This is a genomic window from Streptosporangium amethystogenes subsp. fukuiense, assembly GCF_042665875.1.
In the GTDB taxonomy this organism is placed as follows: Bacteria; Actinomycetota; Actinomycetes; order Streptosporangiales; family Streptosporangiaceae; genus Streptosporangium; species Streptosporangium fukuiense.
Map to the genome: position 1 here is coordinate 8,657,659 of NZ_JBHTEE010000001.1, position 16,002 is coordinate 8,673,660.

Here is a 16,002-nt window from a genome sequence, read left to right on the forward strand (position 1 = left end):
ACCGACGATGAACACGGCCCTGGCCGTCGGACCGCCTTGCGGCGGCTCGCGCCAGGGCCGCGGTGTTCTCCCCGGCTTCTCTCCTGCCGGGCCTGACGACTGGAGTCATCCATGCCCATCTCCCCCTGTCTGCTCCTACCCCGCGTGCCCTATGCCCAAGGGCTGATCGTCGGGGAGGACGCCGAGTTGCTCGCCGTCCCCTTCGCCGAGGATCTCGCGCCCGAGATCGAGTTGCCGGTGCCCGTGGCCGCGTTGCTCGCCCACTACCAGGCCAAGGGCGAGGCGGGTGAGATCGTCGAGGTCCCCGTCGCGAACGGCGACGCCGTGGGCCGGGTGCTCCTCTACGGAGTCGGGGACGGGTCGGCGACGGCCCTGCGCAAGGCCGGTGCGGCGGTGGCGCGGCGCGGTAAGGGCAAGGACGCCGTCAGGATCGTGCTGCCCGGCGGGCCGGTGGCGGCCTTCGTGGAGGGCGCGCTGCTGGCCACGTACACCTTCAGGGTCGGCGAGGCGAAGTCCCCCGTGACGACGCTCGAATTCGTCGGAGACGAGGTCGAGGCGGAGGTCGCAGGCGCGGAGGTGATCGCCGGGGCCGTCGCGCTCGCCAGGGACCTGGCCAACACCCCGTCCTCGGTGAAGTCACCGGCCTGGCTCGCCGAGCGCGCCGCCGAGCAGGGCGTCGCCGTGCGGGTGTGGGACGAGCGGGAACTGCGCGCCGGCGGCTTCGGCGGCATCCTCGCCGTCGGGAAGGGGTCGGTGAACCCGCCCCGGCTGATCCAGCTCTCCTACCGGCCCGAGGGCGCGACGCGCCACGTGGTCCTGGTCGGCAAGGGCATCACGTACGACACCGGCGGCCTGTCGCTCAAGCCGACCGCCGGCATGGTGTTCATGAAGACCGACATGGCCGGCGGAGCGGTGGTCATCGCGGTCCTGGGCGCGCTGGCCTCGCTCGGCGTGCCGATCCGGGTCACCGGCCTGGTCGCCGCCGCCGAGAACTCCTTCTCCGGTTCGGCCCAGCGCCCCTCGGACGTGATCACACAGTACGGCGGCCGGACCGTGGAGGTGCTCAACACCGACGCCGAGGGCCGCCTGGTGCTGGCCGACGCGCTGGCCTACGCCGACGCGGAGCTGGACCCGGACGTCGTGGTCGACGTCGCCACGCTGACCGGGGCGATCAGTGTGGCCCTGGGCAAGAATCTCGGCGCGGTCTTCACCTCCGAGGACGCGCTGGCCGGCGCGCTGGTCGAGGCGGGGGAGGCCAGTGGGGAGCGGCTCTGGCGGATGCCGCTGATCGAGGACTACCTTCCCGCGCTCGACTCGTCGGTGGCCGACCTGACCAACATCGAGGCCGGATCGACCTACGGCGCGGGTTCCGTCACCGCGGCGCTGTTCCTGCGCGAGTTCACCGGCGGGCGGCCCTGGGCACACCTGGACATCGCCGGCGTCGGCCGTAGCGGCGCGGACGAGGGGCTCTTCAGCAAGGGAGCCACCGGATACGGCGTGCGCCTGCTGCTCGAATGGCTGGCGGGGCTCCAGGAGCGGTGATCGCGCGGCGGGCGGGACGGTGTCGTCGTCCCGCCCCCGGCCGGGTGGCGGCCGTCAGTCGGAGAGCTTGACGGCCGCCAGGATGCCGTCTCCGAGAGGCATCATCAGCGGGCGGAGCCGCTCGTCGGAGCGGACGAGCTTGCCGAGCTCCCTGATGGAGACCGTGTCGGGGTCCCGCTGTACGGGGTCGGCCACCCGGTTGCCCCAGAGGGCGTTGTCGAAGACGACGATGCCGCCGATCCGGAGCAACCGGACGGACTCGGCCAGGTAGTCGGCGTACTCGTGCATGGCGCCGTCGCAGAAGACCAGGTCGTAGCCGCCGTCGGACAGCCGGGGGAGCACGTCGAGGGCGCGGCCGGTGATCAGGCGGGTCCGGCCCCCGGAGAATCCGGCCTGGGCGAAGCTCTGCCTGGCCAGTCGCTGGTGCTCCGGTTCCACGTCCACGCTGGTGAGCGTGCCGTCCTGGCGCATGCCGCGGAGCAGCCACAGGCCTGACACCCCGCAGCCGGTGCCGATCTCCACGACGGCACGGGCGTTGATGGCGGTGGCGAGGAAGCAGAGAGCGGCGCCGCCGCCGGGCCGGATCGGGGGCGCTCCCACCTCGGCTCCGCGCATGCGCGCGGCCAGCAGGATGTCGTCCTCCCTGTGGAAGTCATCGGCATAGGCCAGAGTGGCCTCCAACGGACTTGTCGGCGTCTCTGCCATCGGCCTCTCCTCCCGCTTTCTCCGTACACAGTCATATAGGCGCTGGGTCGCAGCCTAAGGGAGGCAGGCCCGATCGGGAACTCATGTCGTCCCCGGTGCGTTGCACGGTTTAAGCGGCCTTTGCCGGTCCTGAAGGTAGTCAGTGCGCACGAAGGGACGAAACCAGGCACTATGGCGATAGCGGTGGTCCCGGAGAGAGGAGTGCTGGTGGACGAGCCTGACCACCAGGCAGAAGCTCCAGTGTCTGATTGGACGCCTCCTACCTGGGAGGAGGTGGTCCGGGCGCACTCGGCACGAGTGTATCGGCTGGCCTATCGGCTGACCGGCAACGTGCACGATGCGGAAGATCTCACACAGGAGGTCTTCGTCCGGGTCTTCAGGTCCTTGTCGAACTACACGCCAGGCACTTTCGAGGGCTGGCTGCACCGCATCACCACCAACCTGTTCCTCGACATGGCGCGGCGCAAGCAGCGCATCAGGTTCGAGGGGCTCGCCGACGACGCCGCCGAGCGGCTGCGCGGGCGCGAGCCTTCTCCCGCACAGGCGTACGACGACACCCATCTGGAGCCCGACATCCAGGCGGCACTCGACGCGCTCGCGCCCGAGTTCCGCGCGGCCGTCGTTCTGTGTGACATCGAGGGGCTGTCCTACGAGGAGATCGCGGCGACGCTGGGTGTGAAGCTCGGCACGGTTCGGAGCCGGATCCACCGTGGACGGGCGCAGTTGCGTGAGGCGCTTGAGCATCGCGCGCCGCGGAACGATCTATTCCCCCCGAGCGTTACTCACGGGGAGGAATTCGCATGAGAAATCACAGTCATGACGAATGTCACGACGAGCCACTTGGCAAGGAGTGCGCATGAGTCATCTAGGAGAGCGTGTTTCCGCACTGGTGGACGGTGAGCTGAATCACCACGAGCGCGACCGGGCCCTGTCGCATCTGGCCTTCTGCGCCGACTGCCGGGCCGAGGTCGACGCCGTGCGAGCGCTGAAGAGCCGGTTGCGGTCCCTCGACGGGCCCGCGATGCCGACCGACCTGACGATGTCCCTGCTGCGGATGGCGGAGCCCGGCGGCCCGTTGCCCCCGCGTGAGCGCCCCTTTCCGGCCTCGCGCACCTTCGGCGGAGCACCTATTCCGAGCATGTACAGCGTCGCTCCCCCGGACAACCGTCCCAGGAGCCGGGCCCAAGGACCTCGCCGCACCCGGAGAGCGGGTTACGTCGCGGTGGGTGTCGCCTCGGCGGCCGTGGCGATCGGCACACTGTTCGTGGTAGGCGGGGCCGACCCCAATCCGCGTGTCGTGCCGCCGGTCGACATGTTCGCCAACCAGCACAGGAACACGGCACCCTACGGCGGATCGGCGACGCCCACCTTCTCACCCACTCCGTGATCCGGCTGCCCGCCACGATCATCCTGGTGGCTGTCATGTTGCTGGGGCTGGTGACGGGCGGTACGGCACACGCGGTCAGGACCTCGCACGCCATACCGCCGGACGAGGCGGAGAACGAGGACACCGGCCTGCACCTGCTCCGTGAGGCGGCGGTCGCGGGCCGGGCCCGTGGATACTCAGGCACCCAGTACGTCACGGTATGGGGGGCCTCCGGCTCCACCTCCGCGGTGCTGGAGGTGCGCAACGTCCCCGGAAAGGGGATGACGGTGCATGCCGAGCCCTCGGGCTCCGTGCGGAGCGCCGATCCAGGCACCCCCGCCGGGGGCATGTCCAGCCCGTCGGAGACGATGCTCGAGGTGCTGGCCCGGAACTACCGGGTGGTGGCCGCCGGGGAGGGGCACGCCTGCGGGCGCCCCGCCCGTCTGGTGAACGTGCTGCGCGGGGACGGCACGGTCGCCGCCCGCTACTGGATCGACAAGGCCGCCGGGCCGGTGCTGCGCCGCGAGCTCATGGACGCGAGGGGCCGGGTCGTCAACGTCGGAGCCTTCGTCGATCTGGCCCTCGACCCGGTGGCCAAGGGGGCGGTGCCCACGGTGCCGCCGCTGGCCACCGGGGGTCTCGACCTCGTGGAGATGCCCCGCCTGCTGGCCGCGGGCTGGCGTATTCCCCGTGCCCTGCCGGGCCGCCTGGAGTTGTTCGCCGCGCGAAGAGCCCCCGCTGGATACTTATATTTGGGGTATTCAGATGGGTTATCAGTTGTGTCGGTTTTTGTGCAGCCCGGAGTGCTTGATGAGGATCATCTCCAGGGTTGGCATGCGGAACGGCGCAGCGGGCATACGATCTGGATTCGAGGCCCGGTTGGGCAGGAGATGATCTGGGCGAGTGGGGGGCATGTCTATACAGTCTTCGCGGACGCGCCGGCCGACATGGTCGACACGGCTGTCGCGGCCCTACCGCACGAGCATGTTCCGGATCTCTGGACGAGGCTCGGCCGAGGTGCGAGTCGCCTGCTCTCGTGGGTCAATCCCTTCGGTTGACGCGTGTTTTACACATCTCGTATGCCACTCGGGGGAAGATTGCCGGGTTGACCCGGTGAGTGGGCATCTGCGAGGCAAGGAGTAGTGAGTATTCGATGACCGACGAGGCCCGTACCGGCCACGGGGCGCACGATGCTGCGGGGCGTACGCCGTCGGACTTCACCGACGGTGGTCACGGCGCTCCGGAGTCCCGCCACGCAGACTCCTCCGGCCCCGAGTTCTCGCGCCCCGAGTTCCTGCCCGCCGGAGAGGGGGCGCCGTCCCAGGCCGAGCAGCCGGACAACGACGGCTGGAGCCAGTTGGGCGCCCCGCCAGGCCGTGGCCGGTGGGGTGGCCGGCAGGGGCAACCCGAGCTGTTCCGTCACGACGACGGGGAGCCGCCGGCGGGCGAGGGCGTCCAGGGACAGGGCTACGCGGAGAGCTGGGGCGACCCCTCCGGCCGGCCCAGGTACGACACGGCGGTCTTCGCCGCCCACCAGGCTCCGCCGCCACCGCCGCCCACCCAGGCGTTCGGCCTGGGGCCCGGCTGGGCGCCGCCTCCCGGCGGCCCGGGGCTGGCGGGGAGCTTCGGCGGCCCGGCGTCCGCGGCGGTCCGCGGGCCGCGCACGGCCACGCTGGTCGTCCTCGCCGTGGTGATCGCGTTGCTCGCCTCGCTGCTCGGCAGCGTCGGCACCTATCTCCTCACCAAGCCGACCGGCTCGGGACGCGACCCCTCCTACAGCCTGGGGAACGCGCCGACCGGTTCCAACGCCCGGCCCCCGGACTCGGTGGCGGGCGTGGCCTCGAAGGTGCTGCCCAGCGTGGTCTCGCTGGCGGTCGAGGGCGGGACGAGTTCCAACACCGGTTCCGGCTTCCTGATCAAGGGCGGCTATGTGGTGACCAACAACCACGTGGTCGCCGGCGCCGATCCGAGCGGCCGGATCCAGATCCAGTTCAACAACCGCAAGTCCACCTCCGCCGTCGTCGTCGGCCGCGACCCCGAGTCCGACCTGGCAGTGGTCAAGCCGGCGGAGACCTTCGGCGCCCCGGAGATCACCCTCGGCAACTCCGACAACGTGGTCGTGGGCGACCCGGTCATCGCCATCGGCTCCCCGCTGGGCCTGACCGGCACCGTCACCTCCGGCATCGTCAGCTCGCTCAACCGCCCCGTTCAGGCGGGTGAGGAGAACAACTCCGAGACCACCTGGCTCAGCGCGGTCCAGACCGACGCGGCCATCAACCCGGGCAACTCCGGGGGACCGCTGGTCAACGGCAACGGCGAGGTGATCGGCGTCAACTCGGCGATCGCCACTCTCGGCAGGTCGGTCGGCGGCCAGAGCGGCAGCATCGGCCTCGGTTTCGCCATCCCGGTGAACCACGCCCGCCGCGTCGCCCAGGAGCTGATCACCACGGGCAAGGCCAAGAAGTCGCGGATCGGTGTCGCCATCGACCCGACCTACCAGGGCGTCGGGGTGCGCATCGCGACCGAGGCCAAGCAGGGTGGCCAGCCGATCGAGCCGAACGGCCCCGCCGCCCAGGCGGGCCTCAAGCCGGGCGACGTCATCCTGGAGGTCGACGGCATCGTGCTGCAGGACGGCAACGAGCTGATCGCGCTGGTCCGCAACAGGGCTCCCGGTGAGAAACTCTCGGTCAAGTACCAGCGCGGCGGTCAGGAGAACACCGCGACCGTGACCGTCGGCACCGCGCCGGACCAGCCCGCACCCGAGCCGTCCTGAGCCGCCGGGCGGGGGCGCGTGCTCACGCTCGGCGGTATTAGTCTGGAACCTCTCCGGTATGTGGCCGGAGAGGTGCCCATGGCCTCTTCCCGGTAGGAGATCACCGTGTTCGGACTCGGCTGGCCTGAGATCGTGGCGCTGGTGGTCATCGCCCTCCTGGTGTTCGGTCCGGAGAAACTGCCCCAGGCCGCCGCCCAGGCGGGCAAGACGTTGCGCAACCTGCGCAGGATGGCCAACAACGCGAGAGACGACCTGCGGACCGGGCTGGGGCCGGAGTTCGCCGACTTCGACCCGTCCGACCTGAATCCGAAGAACTTCGTCCGCAAGCACCTCACCGCTGATCTTGAGGACGACTGGAACTCCACCCCGGCCACCGCCACCGCCGAACCCGCCTCCTCCTACCCGGCGGGCGGCGAGCTGGGTTACGGCGAGATCCCTCCGTACGACTCCGAGGCGACCTGAGTCCCTTCCGGGACGGACGACGGCGGCGCCCCCCACAGGGGGACGCCGCCGTCGTCGTGTCGGAGCGGGTGCCGTTCAGCCGCGCCGGGTGGGCGAGATGCCGAGCTGGAGGCCCTTGAGGCTGGTCGACTTCTTGCTGAGGGAGCCGGCGATGCGGATCAGCTCGGCCGCGGCCGGGGCGTCCGGGTCGGTCAGCACGAGCGGCTTGCCCTCGTCGCCGCCCTCGCGCAGGCGCATGTCGATCGGCACCTGGCCGAGGAGCGGCACGCGGGCGCCGAGGGTGCGGGTGAGCGCGTCGGCCACGGTCTGGCCGCCGCCCTCGCCGAAGACCGAGACCCGCTCGTCGCAGTGCGGGCAGGGCAGCCACGACATGTTCTCGATGACACCGGCGATCTGCTGGTGGGTCTGGACGGCGATCGATCCGGCCCGCTCGGCGACCTCGGCGGCGGCCTGCTGCGGGGTGGTCACCACCAGGAGCTCCGCGGAGGGCATCCGCTGCGCCACGGAGATCGCGATGTCACCGGTGCCCGGGGGCAGGTCCATCAGCAGCACGTCCAGGTCGCCCCAGTAGACGTCGGCGAGGAACTGGTGCAGGGCCCGGTCGAGCATGGGACCGCGCCACACGACGGGGGTGTTGCCCTCCGGCTTGAACATGCCGACCGAGATGACCTTGATGTCATGCGCCACCGGCGGCATGATCATGTCCTCGACCTTGGTGGGGCGCTCGGAGGTGCCCAGCATGCGAGGGATGCTGTGGCCGTAGATGTCGGCGTCGACGACGCCGACCTTGAGACCGCTCGCGGCCATCGCGGCGGCCAGGTTGACGGTGACCGACGACTTGCCGACACCGCCCTTGCCGGAGGCGACGGCGAAGACCCGGGTCAGCGAGCCGGGCTGGGCGAAGGGGATCTCCTTCTCGGGGCCCTTGTTGCCGCGCAGCTTGCTCTGCAGCGCCTTGCGCTGCTCGGGGCTCATGACGTCCATCTCGACGGAGACGCCGGTCACTCCGTCGATCTTGGAGACCGCGGCGGTGACGTCTCGGGTGATGGTGTCCTTCATGGGGCAGCCGGACACGGTGAGGAAGATCGCGACACGTACCGCCCCCTGGGGGGAGATGTCGACGCTCTTGACCATTTCCAGCTCGGTGATCGGCCGACGGATCTCAGGGTCGTTGACGGTCGCGAGAGCGGCCATCACCAGTTCCGGGGTAGGTGCCATCGAAGTGTCGGCAGCGCGGCGTCACCCGGGGGCGACGGAGGATGCCGTCCCTCCTTGTCTGTTATCGATGAGGCGTCTCAAGGGCAGGAGTTGCCCGTCGCGGCGCTCGTATGGCTTGGCGAGAGGCCCGATCCCGTCAGGGAACGGTCGGCGTCGTGAGTCCAATGGTATGAACCACGGAACGTCGGCAGGAATTCCGGCTCCGGTTCTGGTCGCCGGATTCGGACAATTCGCTGTGTAGATGCGCGTGCAACGTTCTAAGGTTACTGGGTGACCCTCACGGCGGGCGAGTCCACGGAGAGCTTCAGCTCGGAGGAGCTGATGCTCTGGCGCATGCTTCAGCGAGCACAGGTCCGCATCGCCCGAGTGCTGGAAGCCGACCTGCTGGTCGAGCACGATCTGTCCCTGGCCTCCTACGAGGTCCTCCTGCAGCTCTTCGAGGCGCCCGAGCGGCGGCTGAGGATGAACGACCTGGCGGACCGGGTGCTGCTCTCGCGCAGCGGCCTGACCCGGCTCATCGACCGCCTCCAGCGTGACGGCCTGGTCGAGCGCGAGGCGTGCACCAGTGACGCGCGCGGCCTGTTCGCGGTGCTCACCGACGCGGGCGCCGCGCTCCTGGCCGAGGCCGGCCCCACCTATCTGCGCGGTGTCCGCGCCCAGTTCCTGGACATGCTCGACGCCGACGAGCTGCGCCGGTGCGCGGTCATGCTGAACAAGCTCCTGCCCGTCTCCGGCACCGAACCCTGCTGAGGTCCCGCGGCGGGTAGCCGCCGCACCCGGCCGCCCCCCGCTTCCGCCTGCCCGGGCCCGTGCCGGGCACTCCTGACCGGACGGTCGGACAGGGCTGTCGAGCGCCATGTCACATACCAGCCCCAGGGTGATGTCGAACACATAAAGGATCTTGCGGACTATACGGACAAAGATTGATATTGCGGATGTTTCCCTAGTTGTTCTGGAGGCTCCGCTTGCCGAAGTTACGGGCAGCCCTCATCGTCCTCGCGGTTCTCGCGACGGGCGTCACCCCAGCCCACGCGGCCACCCGGCCATCCCTCACCGTCGAGCAGGGGCGGACCCAGCCGGTCTTCTCCTACGCCGACGCCGTCCGCGAGCACGTCTACGTCGAGTCGAGTGTCGACAGCGACTCCGATGGGAGGCCGGACCGGGTCCGTGTCGACATCATCAGGCCGAAGGAATCGGGCCCCGGGCTCAAGGTACCGGTGATCATCGATGAGAGTCCGTACTACGACAACTCCGGCCGGGGCAACGAGGCCGAGCGGAAGGTCTACGACGCCGCCGGGAACGTAGTGAAATTCCCGCTGTTCTACGACAACTACTTCGTGCCGCGCGGTTACGCCGTCCTGAATGTCGACATGATCGGCACCACCAGGTCCGACGGCTGTCCCGACGTCGGCGGGCAGGCCGACGTGCTGGGCGGCAAGGCCGTGATCGACTGGCTGAACGGCCGCGCCACCGCCTACCGTCCCGACGGCACGCCCGCGGTCGCGGACTGGACCACCGGCAAGGCCGCGATGATCGGCAAGTCGTACGACGGCACGCTGGCCAACGCCGTGGCGGCGACCGGCGTGCGGGGGCTGGAGACCATCGTGCCGATCTCGGCGATCAGCTCCTGGTACAGGTACCAGCGCTCCAACGGGGTGGTCTACAACTACGACTACATGTCGTGGCTGGGGAACTACGTCGACACCGACCCCGAGGCCAAGTGCGCCGCGGTGCGGGCGCGGCTGGACGCCGAGGACGGCGACGACACCGGCGACTACAACGGCTTCTGGGCCGAGCGCGACTACATCGCGGGCTCGATGGCCGATGTCTCCAAGGTGCGTGCCAGCGTCTTCGCCGTGCACACGGTCAACGACCTCAACGTCAGGCCCGACAACTTCTCCAAGTGGTGGCAGGCGCTGGCCGGCCGGAACGTGCCCCGCAAGATCTGGGTCGGGCAGTACCAGCACGTCGACCCCTTCGACTTCGAGGGCCGTCGTGACCTCTGGGTCGACACGTTGCACCGCTGGTTCGACCACTGGCTGCTCGGCGTGCAGAACGGCGTCATGCGCGAGCCCCGCGCCGACGTGCAGACCAGCCTCGACCGCTGGATCACCCAGCGCGACTGGCCCGCCCCGCTCTCCCTGAAGGTTCCCTTCCGCCCCGCGGCCGACGGCTCGTTCGGCCTGGTCCCGGCCAGGAGAGGGCAGACCGCCACGTTCACCGACATCCGCCAGTCCGAGGACGCGATGGTGGCCGACGTCGGCACCGTCAAGCCGGGGCGGGTGGCCTTCACCACCGGCGAGCTGCCGCTGGATCTGCGGCTGTCCGGCACGCCCGTGGTGGACCTGCGCGTCGCGCTCGACAAGCCCACCTCGAACCTGACCGCGCTCCTCGTCGACTTCGGCGAGGACACCCGGATCGACTGGCGGCGGGGTCAGGGCATCACCACGGTCGCCGAGGAGAGTTGCCACGGCGAGAGCACGGCCTCCGACGACGCCTGTTACCGGCAGGTCGTCACCAACCGGGCCACCCGGCCACTGGAGATCGTCGCCCGTGGCTGGATCGACGTGCAGAACCGCGACTCGCTCAGCGAGCCCTCGCCGCTGCCCCCGGGCACGTACGGCAAGGTCAGCTGGGAGACGCTGCCGCAGGAGTACGTCTTCAAGAAGGGACACAGGCTGGCCCTCGTGATCGCCGGCACCGACTCGACCTACAGCGCCGAGCGGGCCACCGGCGCGAACGTCACCGTCGACCTGGCGGAGAGCAAGGTCGTGATCCCGCTGGTGGTCAGCACCCTCGGCGGCGCCGACGTGCCGAAGGACACGTCCAGGTGGCAGGGGCCGGCACGACTGGACCTGCCGGTGCCGGAGAACCGGTTCTTCTAGACCGCGGAGGTTCGCGCGGGCCGCGCGCCGGGGACACCCGGCGCGCGACCCGTCTTTCACGCCTCCGTGGACGTTCGCGGCTCCTGGAGATCCTCCTGGAGCCGCTGCAGTTCCGAGCGGATGTAGTCGCGGGTGGCCACCTCGCCGACCGCCATGCGCAGCGCGGCGACCTCCCGGGCGAGGTACTCCAGATCGGCCTGGTTCCGTTCCGCGGCCCTGCGGTCGTGCTCGTTCTGGACCCGGTCACGGTCGGCCTGCCGGTTCTGGGCGAGCAGGATCAGCGGCGCCGCGTACGAGGCCTGCAGGGACAGGATCAGTGTCAGGAAGATGAACGGGTAGGGGTCGAACCGCAGGGACGGGGGGCCGAAGGCATTCCACAGGCCCCAGACGGTGACGAAGACCGTCATGTAGACCAGGAACCTCGCGGTGCCGAGGAAACGGGCGATCTGCTCGGAGAGCCGCCCGAACGCCTCCGGGTCGTAGTGCGGGCGGAGCCGCAGGCCGGGCTGTCTTGGCTGGTCGAGGCGGTCAGCCATGTCTGTCCTCCTGCTCGCGCCAGTCCTCGGGCAGCAGGTGGTCGAGCACGTCGTCCACGGTGACGGCCCCGACCAGGCGCCCGGCCTCGTTCACCACGGGAACCGCCACCAGGTTGTAGTTGGCCAGGTAGAAGGTCACCTGGTTCAGGGTGAACTCCGGCCTGATCGGGTCGAGGGAGGTGTCCAGGATGCTGCCGAGCAGTGTCGACGGCGGCTCGCGCAGCAGCCGCTGGAAGTGGGCCAGGCCGAGGAAGCGGCCGGTGGGCGTCTCGATGGGCGGCCTGGCCACGTAGACCTGCGCGGCCACCGCGGGAGTGAGCTCACGCTGGCGGATGTTGGCCAGCGCCTCGGCGACCGTCGCGTTCGGCGGCAGGACCACCGGCTCGCTCGTCATCATCCCGCCCGCGGTGTTCTCCGGGTAGATCAGCAGCCGTCTGATCGGCGCGGCCTCCTCGGGTTCCATCAGCGCCATCAGCGCCTCGGCCTGCTCTGCGGGAAGGTCCTGCAGCAGGTCGGCCGCGTCGTCGGGGTTCATCTCCTCCAGCACGTCCGCGGCCCGTTCGGGGGAGAGCCTGCTCAGAATGCTGATCTGGTCCCGTTCGGGAAGCTCCTCCAGCACGTCGGCGAGCCGTACGTCGTCAAGGGCCGCCGCCACCTCCACCCGCCGCTTGTCCGGCAAGTCGTGCAGTGCCCCCGCCAGGTCGGCGGCGCGCATCGACTCGAAGGCGACCAGCAGGTTGGCGGCGCCCTGGTCCTTCTGGACGGCGCCGAAGCCGTGGACCTCGGCCCAGTCGACGACTCTGGTCGCGCCGCGCCGCCGCAGTCCGATGCCGGGTGTGCTCGGGACCACCGCCACCTTGGTGACCAGCCACTCGGCACGCCTGGTCTGCTCCATGGCCAGGTCAAGGACCGTCATCCGCTCGCCGCCGACCTCCACGCCGAGGTCGAGCAACTCGGCGACGGCCAGGGTCTCGGTCGCCCGCTGCTCGAACCTGCGCATGTTGAGCCGGCCGCTGAAGACCACCGAACCCGTCTGGGCGGACCGGATCCGGGTGATCGGCAGGAAGACCCGGCGCCGTGGCTGCACCTCGACGACCAGCCCGTGCACGTGCGGCGGCGCGCTGCCGGCGATGGCCACCACCACATCACGGACCCGGCCGATCTGGTCCCCGGCGGGGTCGAAGACCGGGGTGCCGGCGAGACGCGCGATGAAGATCCTCACATTTGAAGCGTAGGCCGCGTCTCGGGCCTACCGGCTGCTGCCACGCTCCCCGGCTCACATGCCGGACTCGATTTGCTGGCCGGTATCCCAACATGACAGCATCAAAGTCGCATAACGGTAATTACGGGAATGGTGTTTCATGAGACGTGCAGGACTGCTGATCGCGCTCGCGTCGTCCCTCTGTTTCGCCTTCTCGGGCCCCATGGCCAAATACGTGGGCGCGGCCGGGCTGGCCCCGCTGGAGGCGGTCTGGGTACGCATGGCGGGCGCCGGGCTGCTGCTCGTCGGCGTCCTCGCGGTGGCCCGGCCCTCGGCCCTGCGCATCCCGCGCTCGCGGCTGCCGTTCTTCGCGGCGTACGCGGTGATCGCGGTCGCCGGCGTGCAGGCGCTCTTCTTCGCGGCGATCACCCGGCTGCCGGTCGGCGTCACCCTGCTGATCGAGTACACCTCACCGGTGCTGGTGGTGCTCTGGGTACGGTTCGTCCGGCGGGTACGGCTGCCGCGGGCGGCCTTCGCCGGAGCCGCCGTCGCCGTGCTCGGCCTCGGCATCGTGGTGGAGGTCTGGTCGGGTCTCGCCCTCGACCCGGTGGGGCTGCTCCTCGCCTTCGCCGCGGCGGCGTGCTGCACCGGATACTTCCTGCTCAACGACAGCTTCGGCGACGAGATCGATCCGCTCGGGCTGGTCGCCTGGGGGCTGCTCGGCGCCGCGGTGGCGCTCGTCCCGATCTCCCAGCCCTGGAACATCCCCTGGGAGGCGTTCGGCGGGACGGCCACACCCGTGGGCGGCTATTCGCTGCCGGTGGCCGCGGCGCTGGCCTGCCTGATCGTGGTCGCCACGGTCATCGCCTACATCCTCGGCGTGCTGGCGGTACGCCGCCTGTCGGCCGCGATCGGCTCCACCGTCGCCTCGCTCGAGGTCATCGCCGGGGCGGTGGTCGCCTGGATCCTGCTGGGCGAGGCGCTCGGACCCTTCCAGATCGCGGGTGGCGTGATCGTCCTGATCGGCGCCTACCTGGCCCAGCGGGCCACGGTCGTGCCGCCCGTGGCCGTGCCGGAGGTCAGGAAGCCGGCTCCCGTGGGATGAGCCGGATCACCTGGGAACCGGTGGCCCAGCGCGCCACCAGGCTCGCGCCGTCGGGGGCGTTGAGCCGCTCCTTGGCGAGCGCGGCCACCGCGTCGGCGGCCTTCGTCTGGTCCATCACCTCCACGCTGGCGTCGAAGGCCACCAGGCGCCCGCCGTTGTCCTTGCTGCGCAGTGTCACCCGGACCTCACCGGCCTCGGCCAGCCCCGGCAGCGGCTGCTCGCCCCCGCCGGTGACCAAGTAGATCGCGCCGTCGTGCCAGGTGTGCCAGGCCAGCCGGGGCCGGTCCAGCGACAGCCACAGAACGCCCGACTTCTTGGCGCCCTCCTCGATCACACCCATAGGACGAATGTACGGCCTGTTCCTCCCTATGGGGCGGTACAGGCCGTACGCGCCGTGAGGTCAGTGCCGGGAGAGCCTCCAGGCGGCCGGGAGCAGCCCGGCCGCGATAGCGATCTTGAGGGCGTCGCCGAGCAGGAAGGGCAGCACACCCACCGCGATGCCGGTGCCGAGGTCGGTCTGGGCGACGGCGACGAGGACCGGCAGGCCGAAGGCGTAGATGACCAGGTTGCCCACGATCATCGTGCCGACGGTGCGCGGGACGGTGCGGTCGCCGCCGCGTTCGGCGAGCCTGCCGACCACGGCCGCGGCGGCGACGAAGCCGATGACGTACCCGAAGGACGCGCCGAAGCCGGAGGTGCCGCCGGCGAACCACGGCAAGCCCGCGAGACCGGCCAGCATGTAGAGCGCCATGCTGAGCGCCGCGCGGTTCATGCCGAGGGCCGCGCCGACCAGTACGACCGCGAAGGTCTGACCGGTGACCGGGACGGGTGAGCCGGGCAGCGGGAAGCTGAGCTGCGCGGCCAGGCCCGTCAGGGCGGCGCCGCCGACCACGAGCGCGACGTCGCGGGCACGGGAGCCCGGGATGAGGTCGGACAGTACGGCGGGCCTGTTCACAGCGGAGGCGTTTGCCATGGTGGGTGTCTCCTTTGCAGGTTCTTGTCGCACATTCTTCTGAGATCTCCGGCAAAAGCCCTGCGAGATCGCCGCCAAGAACGGCGGGAGGTCTTTGTGCGGACGCCATAGCGCCGCCCGGCCGCCGGTCTGCTTTCCCGCGGGCGCTAGCGTGTGCCCATGCGTTCTCGGCGTTCATGTCTCGCGGTGCCCGGCAGCAACCCCCGATTCCTGGAGAAGGCCCAGGGACTCCCGGCGGACGAGGTCTTCCTCGATCTGGAGGACTCCGTCGCGCCCCTGGCCAAGGAGGGGGCGCGCAAGAACATCGTGGCGGCGTTGCGCGAGGGCGACTGGTCGGGCAGGACGAGGGTCGTCAGGGTCAACGACCTCGGCACCCAGTGGACCTACCGCGACGTCATCGAGATCGTGGAGGGCGCGGGGGAGTTCGTCGACTGCCTGATGCTGCCCAAAGTGGAGGACGCGGCCCAGGTGATGTGGCTCGACACGCTGCTCACCCAGATCGAGAAGGCGAACGGCCTCACCGTCGGCAGGATCGGCATCGAGGCTCAGATCGAGAGCGCCAAGGGCCTGGTGAACGTGGACGCCATCGGCGGCGCGTCCCGGCGCCTGGAGACGCTCGTCTTCGGCCCAGCCGACTTCATGGCCTCGATCAACATGCGGACCCTGGTGGTCGGTGAGCAGCCGCCCGGCTACACCGAGGGCGACGCCTACCACTACATCCTGATGCGCATCCTGATGGCCGCCCGGACGCACGGCCTGCAGGCCATCGACGGCCCCTACCTGGCGATCAAGGACCTGGACGGCTTCCGCCGGGTGGCGGGCCGGGCCGCGGCGCTGGGGCTCGACGGGAAGTGGGTGCTCCACCCGACCCAGATCGAGGCCGCGAACGAGGTGTTCTCGCCGTCGCAGGAGGACTACGACCACGCCGAGTTGATCCTCGACGCGTACGAGTACTACACGACGGTCGAGAGGCGCGGCGCGGTCATGCTCGGCGACGAGATGATCGACGAGGCGTCCAGAAAGATGGCGCTGGTGGTGGCGGCGAAGGGCAGGGCCGCCGGTCTCGCGCGAACCACGGCCTTCACCCCGCCCACGGCCTGACACCGGCGATCACCTGCCGGTGCGCCGCGGTGGCGGGCGCGGGTGAGCCGGGGGTTCCTCCATGGGGCTCAGCGGGCTGGTGTGTTTCAGGATTTTTATGGACAAATGATGATAATCCGGGTGCCGGATTGATAA

16 protein-coding genes are annotated in these 16,002 nt (G+C 70.2%); 10 read left to right on the forward strand and 6 right to left on the reverse strand.

Going from position 1 to position 16,002, the window contains the following annotated elements; genetic code table 11:
* Nucleotides 1-111 precede the first annotated feature (111 nt).
* Nucleotides 112-1,542 (forward strand): leucyl aminopeptidase, encoded by a 1,431-nt coding sequence (locus tag ACFQVD_RS38500; protein ID WP_343976302.1) that lies wholly within the window; start codon nt 112-114, stop codon nt 1,540-1,542.
* 54 nt (nt 1,543-1,596) lie between these two features.
* Here the strand turns inward: ACFQVD_RS38500 and ACFQVD_RS38505 are convergent, their stop codons facing one another.
* A complete protein-coding gene (locus ACFQVD_RS38505) occupies nt 1,597-2,247 on the reverse strand; it encodes an O-methyltransferase (protein WP_343976304.1) in 651 nt (216 codons plus the stop codon).
* A 171-nt stretch (nt 2,248-2,418) separates the two neighbouring features.
* Here ACFQVD_RS38505 and sigE point away from each other — a divergent pair, with 171 nt between their 5' ends.
* From sigE to ACFQVD_RS38530, 5 genes are all read left to right on the forward strand, one after another.
* Complete coding sequence (gene sigE / locus ACFQVD_RS38510) at nt 2,419-3,051, forward strand: RNA polymerase sigma factor SigE (RefSeq protein ID WP_343976307.1); 633 nt, start codon at nt 2,419-2,421, stop codon at nt 3,049-3,051.
* A gap of 52 nt (nt 3,052-3,103) precedes the next feature.
* Complete coding sequence (locus ACFQVD_RS38515; RefSeq protein ID WP_343976310.1) at nt 3,104-3,634, forward strand: anti-sigma factor family protein; 531 nt, start codon at nt 3,104-3,106, stop codon at nt 3,632-3,634.
* Nucleotides 3,635-3,669: 35 nt separating this feature from the next.
* A complete protein-coding gene (locus ACFQVD_RS38520; protein ID WP_364151236.1) occupies nt 3,670-4,671 on the forward strand; it encodes a sigma-E factor regulatory protein RseB domain-containing protein in 1,002 nt (333 codons plus the stop codon).
* Between the two features lie 95 nt (nt 4,672-4,766).
* Nucleotides 4,767-6,386: a S1C family serine protease gene (locus ACFQVD_RS38525; protein WP_364151093.1), complete on the forward strand. Its 1,620-nt coding sequence runs from the start codon at nt 4,767-4,769 to the stop codon at nt 6,384-6,386.
* A gap of 105 nt (nt 6,387-6,491) precedes the next feature.
* A complete protein-coding gene (locus tag ACFQVD_RS38530; protein WP_343977496.1) occupies nt 6,492-6,848 on the forward strand; it encodes a sec-independent translocase in 357 nt (118 codons plus the stop codon).
* A 75-nt stretch (nt 6,849-6,923) separates the two neighbouring features.
* On the opposite strand, the gene ACFQVD_RS38535 is transcribed toward ACFQVD_RS38530, so the two are convergent.
* On the reverse strand, nt 6,924-8,066 hold the full coding sequence (locus ACFQVD_RS38535) for an Mrp/NBP35 family ATP-binding protein (RefSeq protein WP_343977494.1): 1,143 nt from the start codon (nt 8,064-8,066) through the stop codon (nt 6,924-6,926).
* A 270-nt stretch (nt 8,067-8,336) separates the two neighbouring features.
* Between ACFQVD_RS38535 and ACFQVD_RS38540 the strand changes: the two genes are divergently transcribed.
* Nucleotides 8,337-8,816, forward strand: a complete 480-nt coding sequence (locus ACFQVD_RS38540) for a MarR family winged helix-turn-helix transcriptional regulator (RefSeq protein WP_343977491.1) — start codon at nt 8,337-8,339, stop codon at nt 8,814-8,816.
* A 215-nt stretch (nt 8,817-9,031) separates the two neighbouring features.
* Nucleotides 9,032-10,951 carry a Xaa-Pro dipeptidyl-peptidase gene (locus ACFQVD_RS38545; RefSeq protein ID WP_343977488.1) on the forward strand — a complete coding sequence of 640 codons (1,920 nt, stop codon included), beginning with the start codon at nt 9,032-9,034 and terminating at the stop codon, nt 10,949-10,951.
* Nucleotides 10,952-11,007: 56 nt separating this feature from the next.
* Here the strand turns inward: ACFQVD_RS38545 and ACFQVD_RS38550 are convergent, their stop codons facing one another.
* Both ACFQVD_RS38550 and ACFQVD_RS38555 read right to left on the reverse strand, forming a co-directional pair.
* On the reverse strand, nt 11,008-11,487 hold the full coding sequence (locus ACFQVD_RS38550; RefSeq protein ID WP_343977485.1) for a DUF1003 domain-containing protein: 480 nt from the start codon (nt 11,485-11,487) through the stop codon (nt 11,008-11,010).
* Nucleotides 11,480-12,709 (reverse strand): magnesium transporter MgtE N-terminal domain-containing protein, encoded by a 1,230-nt coding sequence (locus ACFQVD_RS38555; protein ID WP_386273506.1) that lies wholly within the window; start codon nt 12,707-12,709, stop codon nt 11,480-11,482. Before ACFQVD_RS38555 ends, ACFQVD_RS38550 begins: the two co-directional genes overlap by 8 nt.
* Before the next feature lie 139 nt (nt 12,710-12,848).
* On the opposite strand from ACFQVD_RS38555, the gene ACFQVD_RS38560 reads away from it, so the two are divergent.
* Nucleotides 12,849-13,793, forward strand: a complete 945-nt coding sequence (locus ACFQVD_RS38560; RefSeq protein WP_343977482.1) for an EamA family transporter — start codon at nt 12,849-12,851, stop codon at nt 13,791-13,793.
* Here ACFQVD_RS38560 and ACFQVD_RS38565 read toward each other — a convergent pair.
* Together ACFQVD_RS38565 and ACFQVD_RS38570 are read right to left on the reverse strand one after the other, a co-directional pair.
* Nucleotides 13,768-14,133, reverse strand: coding sequence for a hypothetical protein (locus ACFQVD_RS38565; protein WP_343977479.1), 366 nt, complete (start codon nt 14,131-14,133; stop codon nt 13,768-13,770). The genes ACFQVD_RS38560 and ACFQVD_RS38565 overlap by 26 nt on opposite strands.
* Before the next feature lie 60 nt (nt 14,134-14,193).
* Nucleotides 14,194-14,766: a biotin transporter BioY gene (locus ACFQVD_RS38570; RefSeq protein WP_343977476.1), complete on the reverse strand. Its 573-nt coding sequence runs from the start codon at nt 14,764-14,766 to the stop codon at nt 14,194-14,196.
* Nucleotides 14,767-14,925: 159 nt separating this feature from the next.
* On the opposite strand from ACFQVD_RS38570, the gene ACFQVD_RS38575 reads away from it, so the two are divergent.
* Nucleotides 14,926-15,867, forward strand: a complete 942-nt coding sequence (locus ACFQVD_RS38575; protein ID WP_343977473.1) for an HpcH/HpaI aldolase/citrate lyase family protein — start codon at nt 14,926-14,928, stop codon at nt 15,865-15,867.
* Nucleotides 15,868-16,002: the final 135 nt, after the last annotated feature.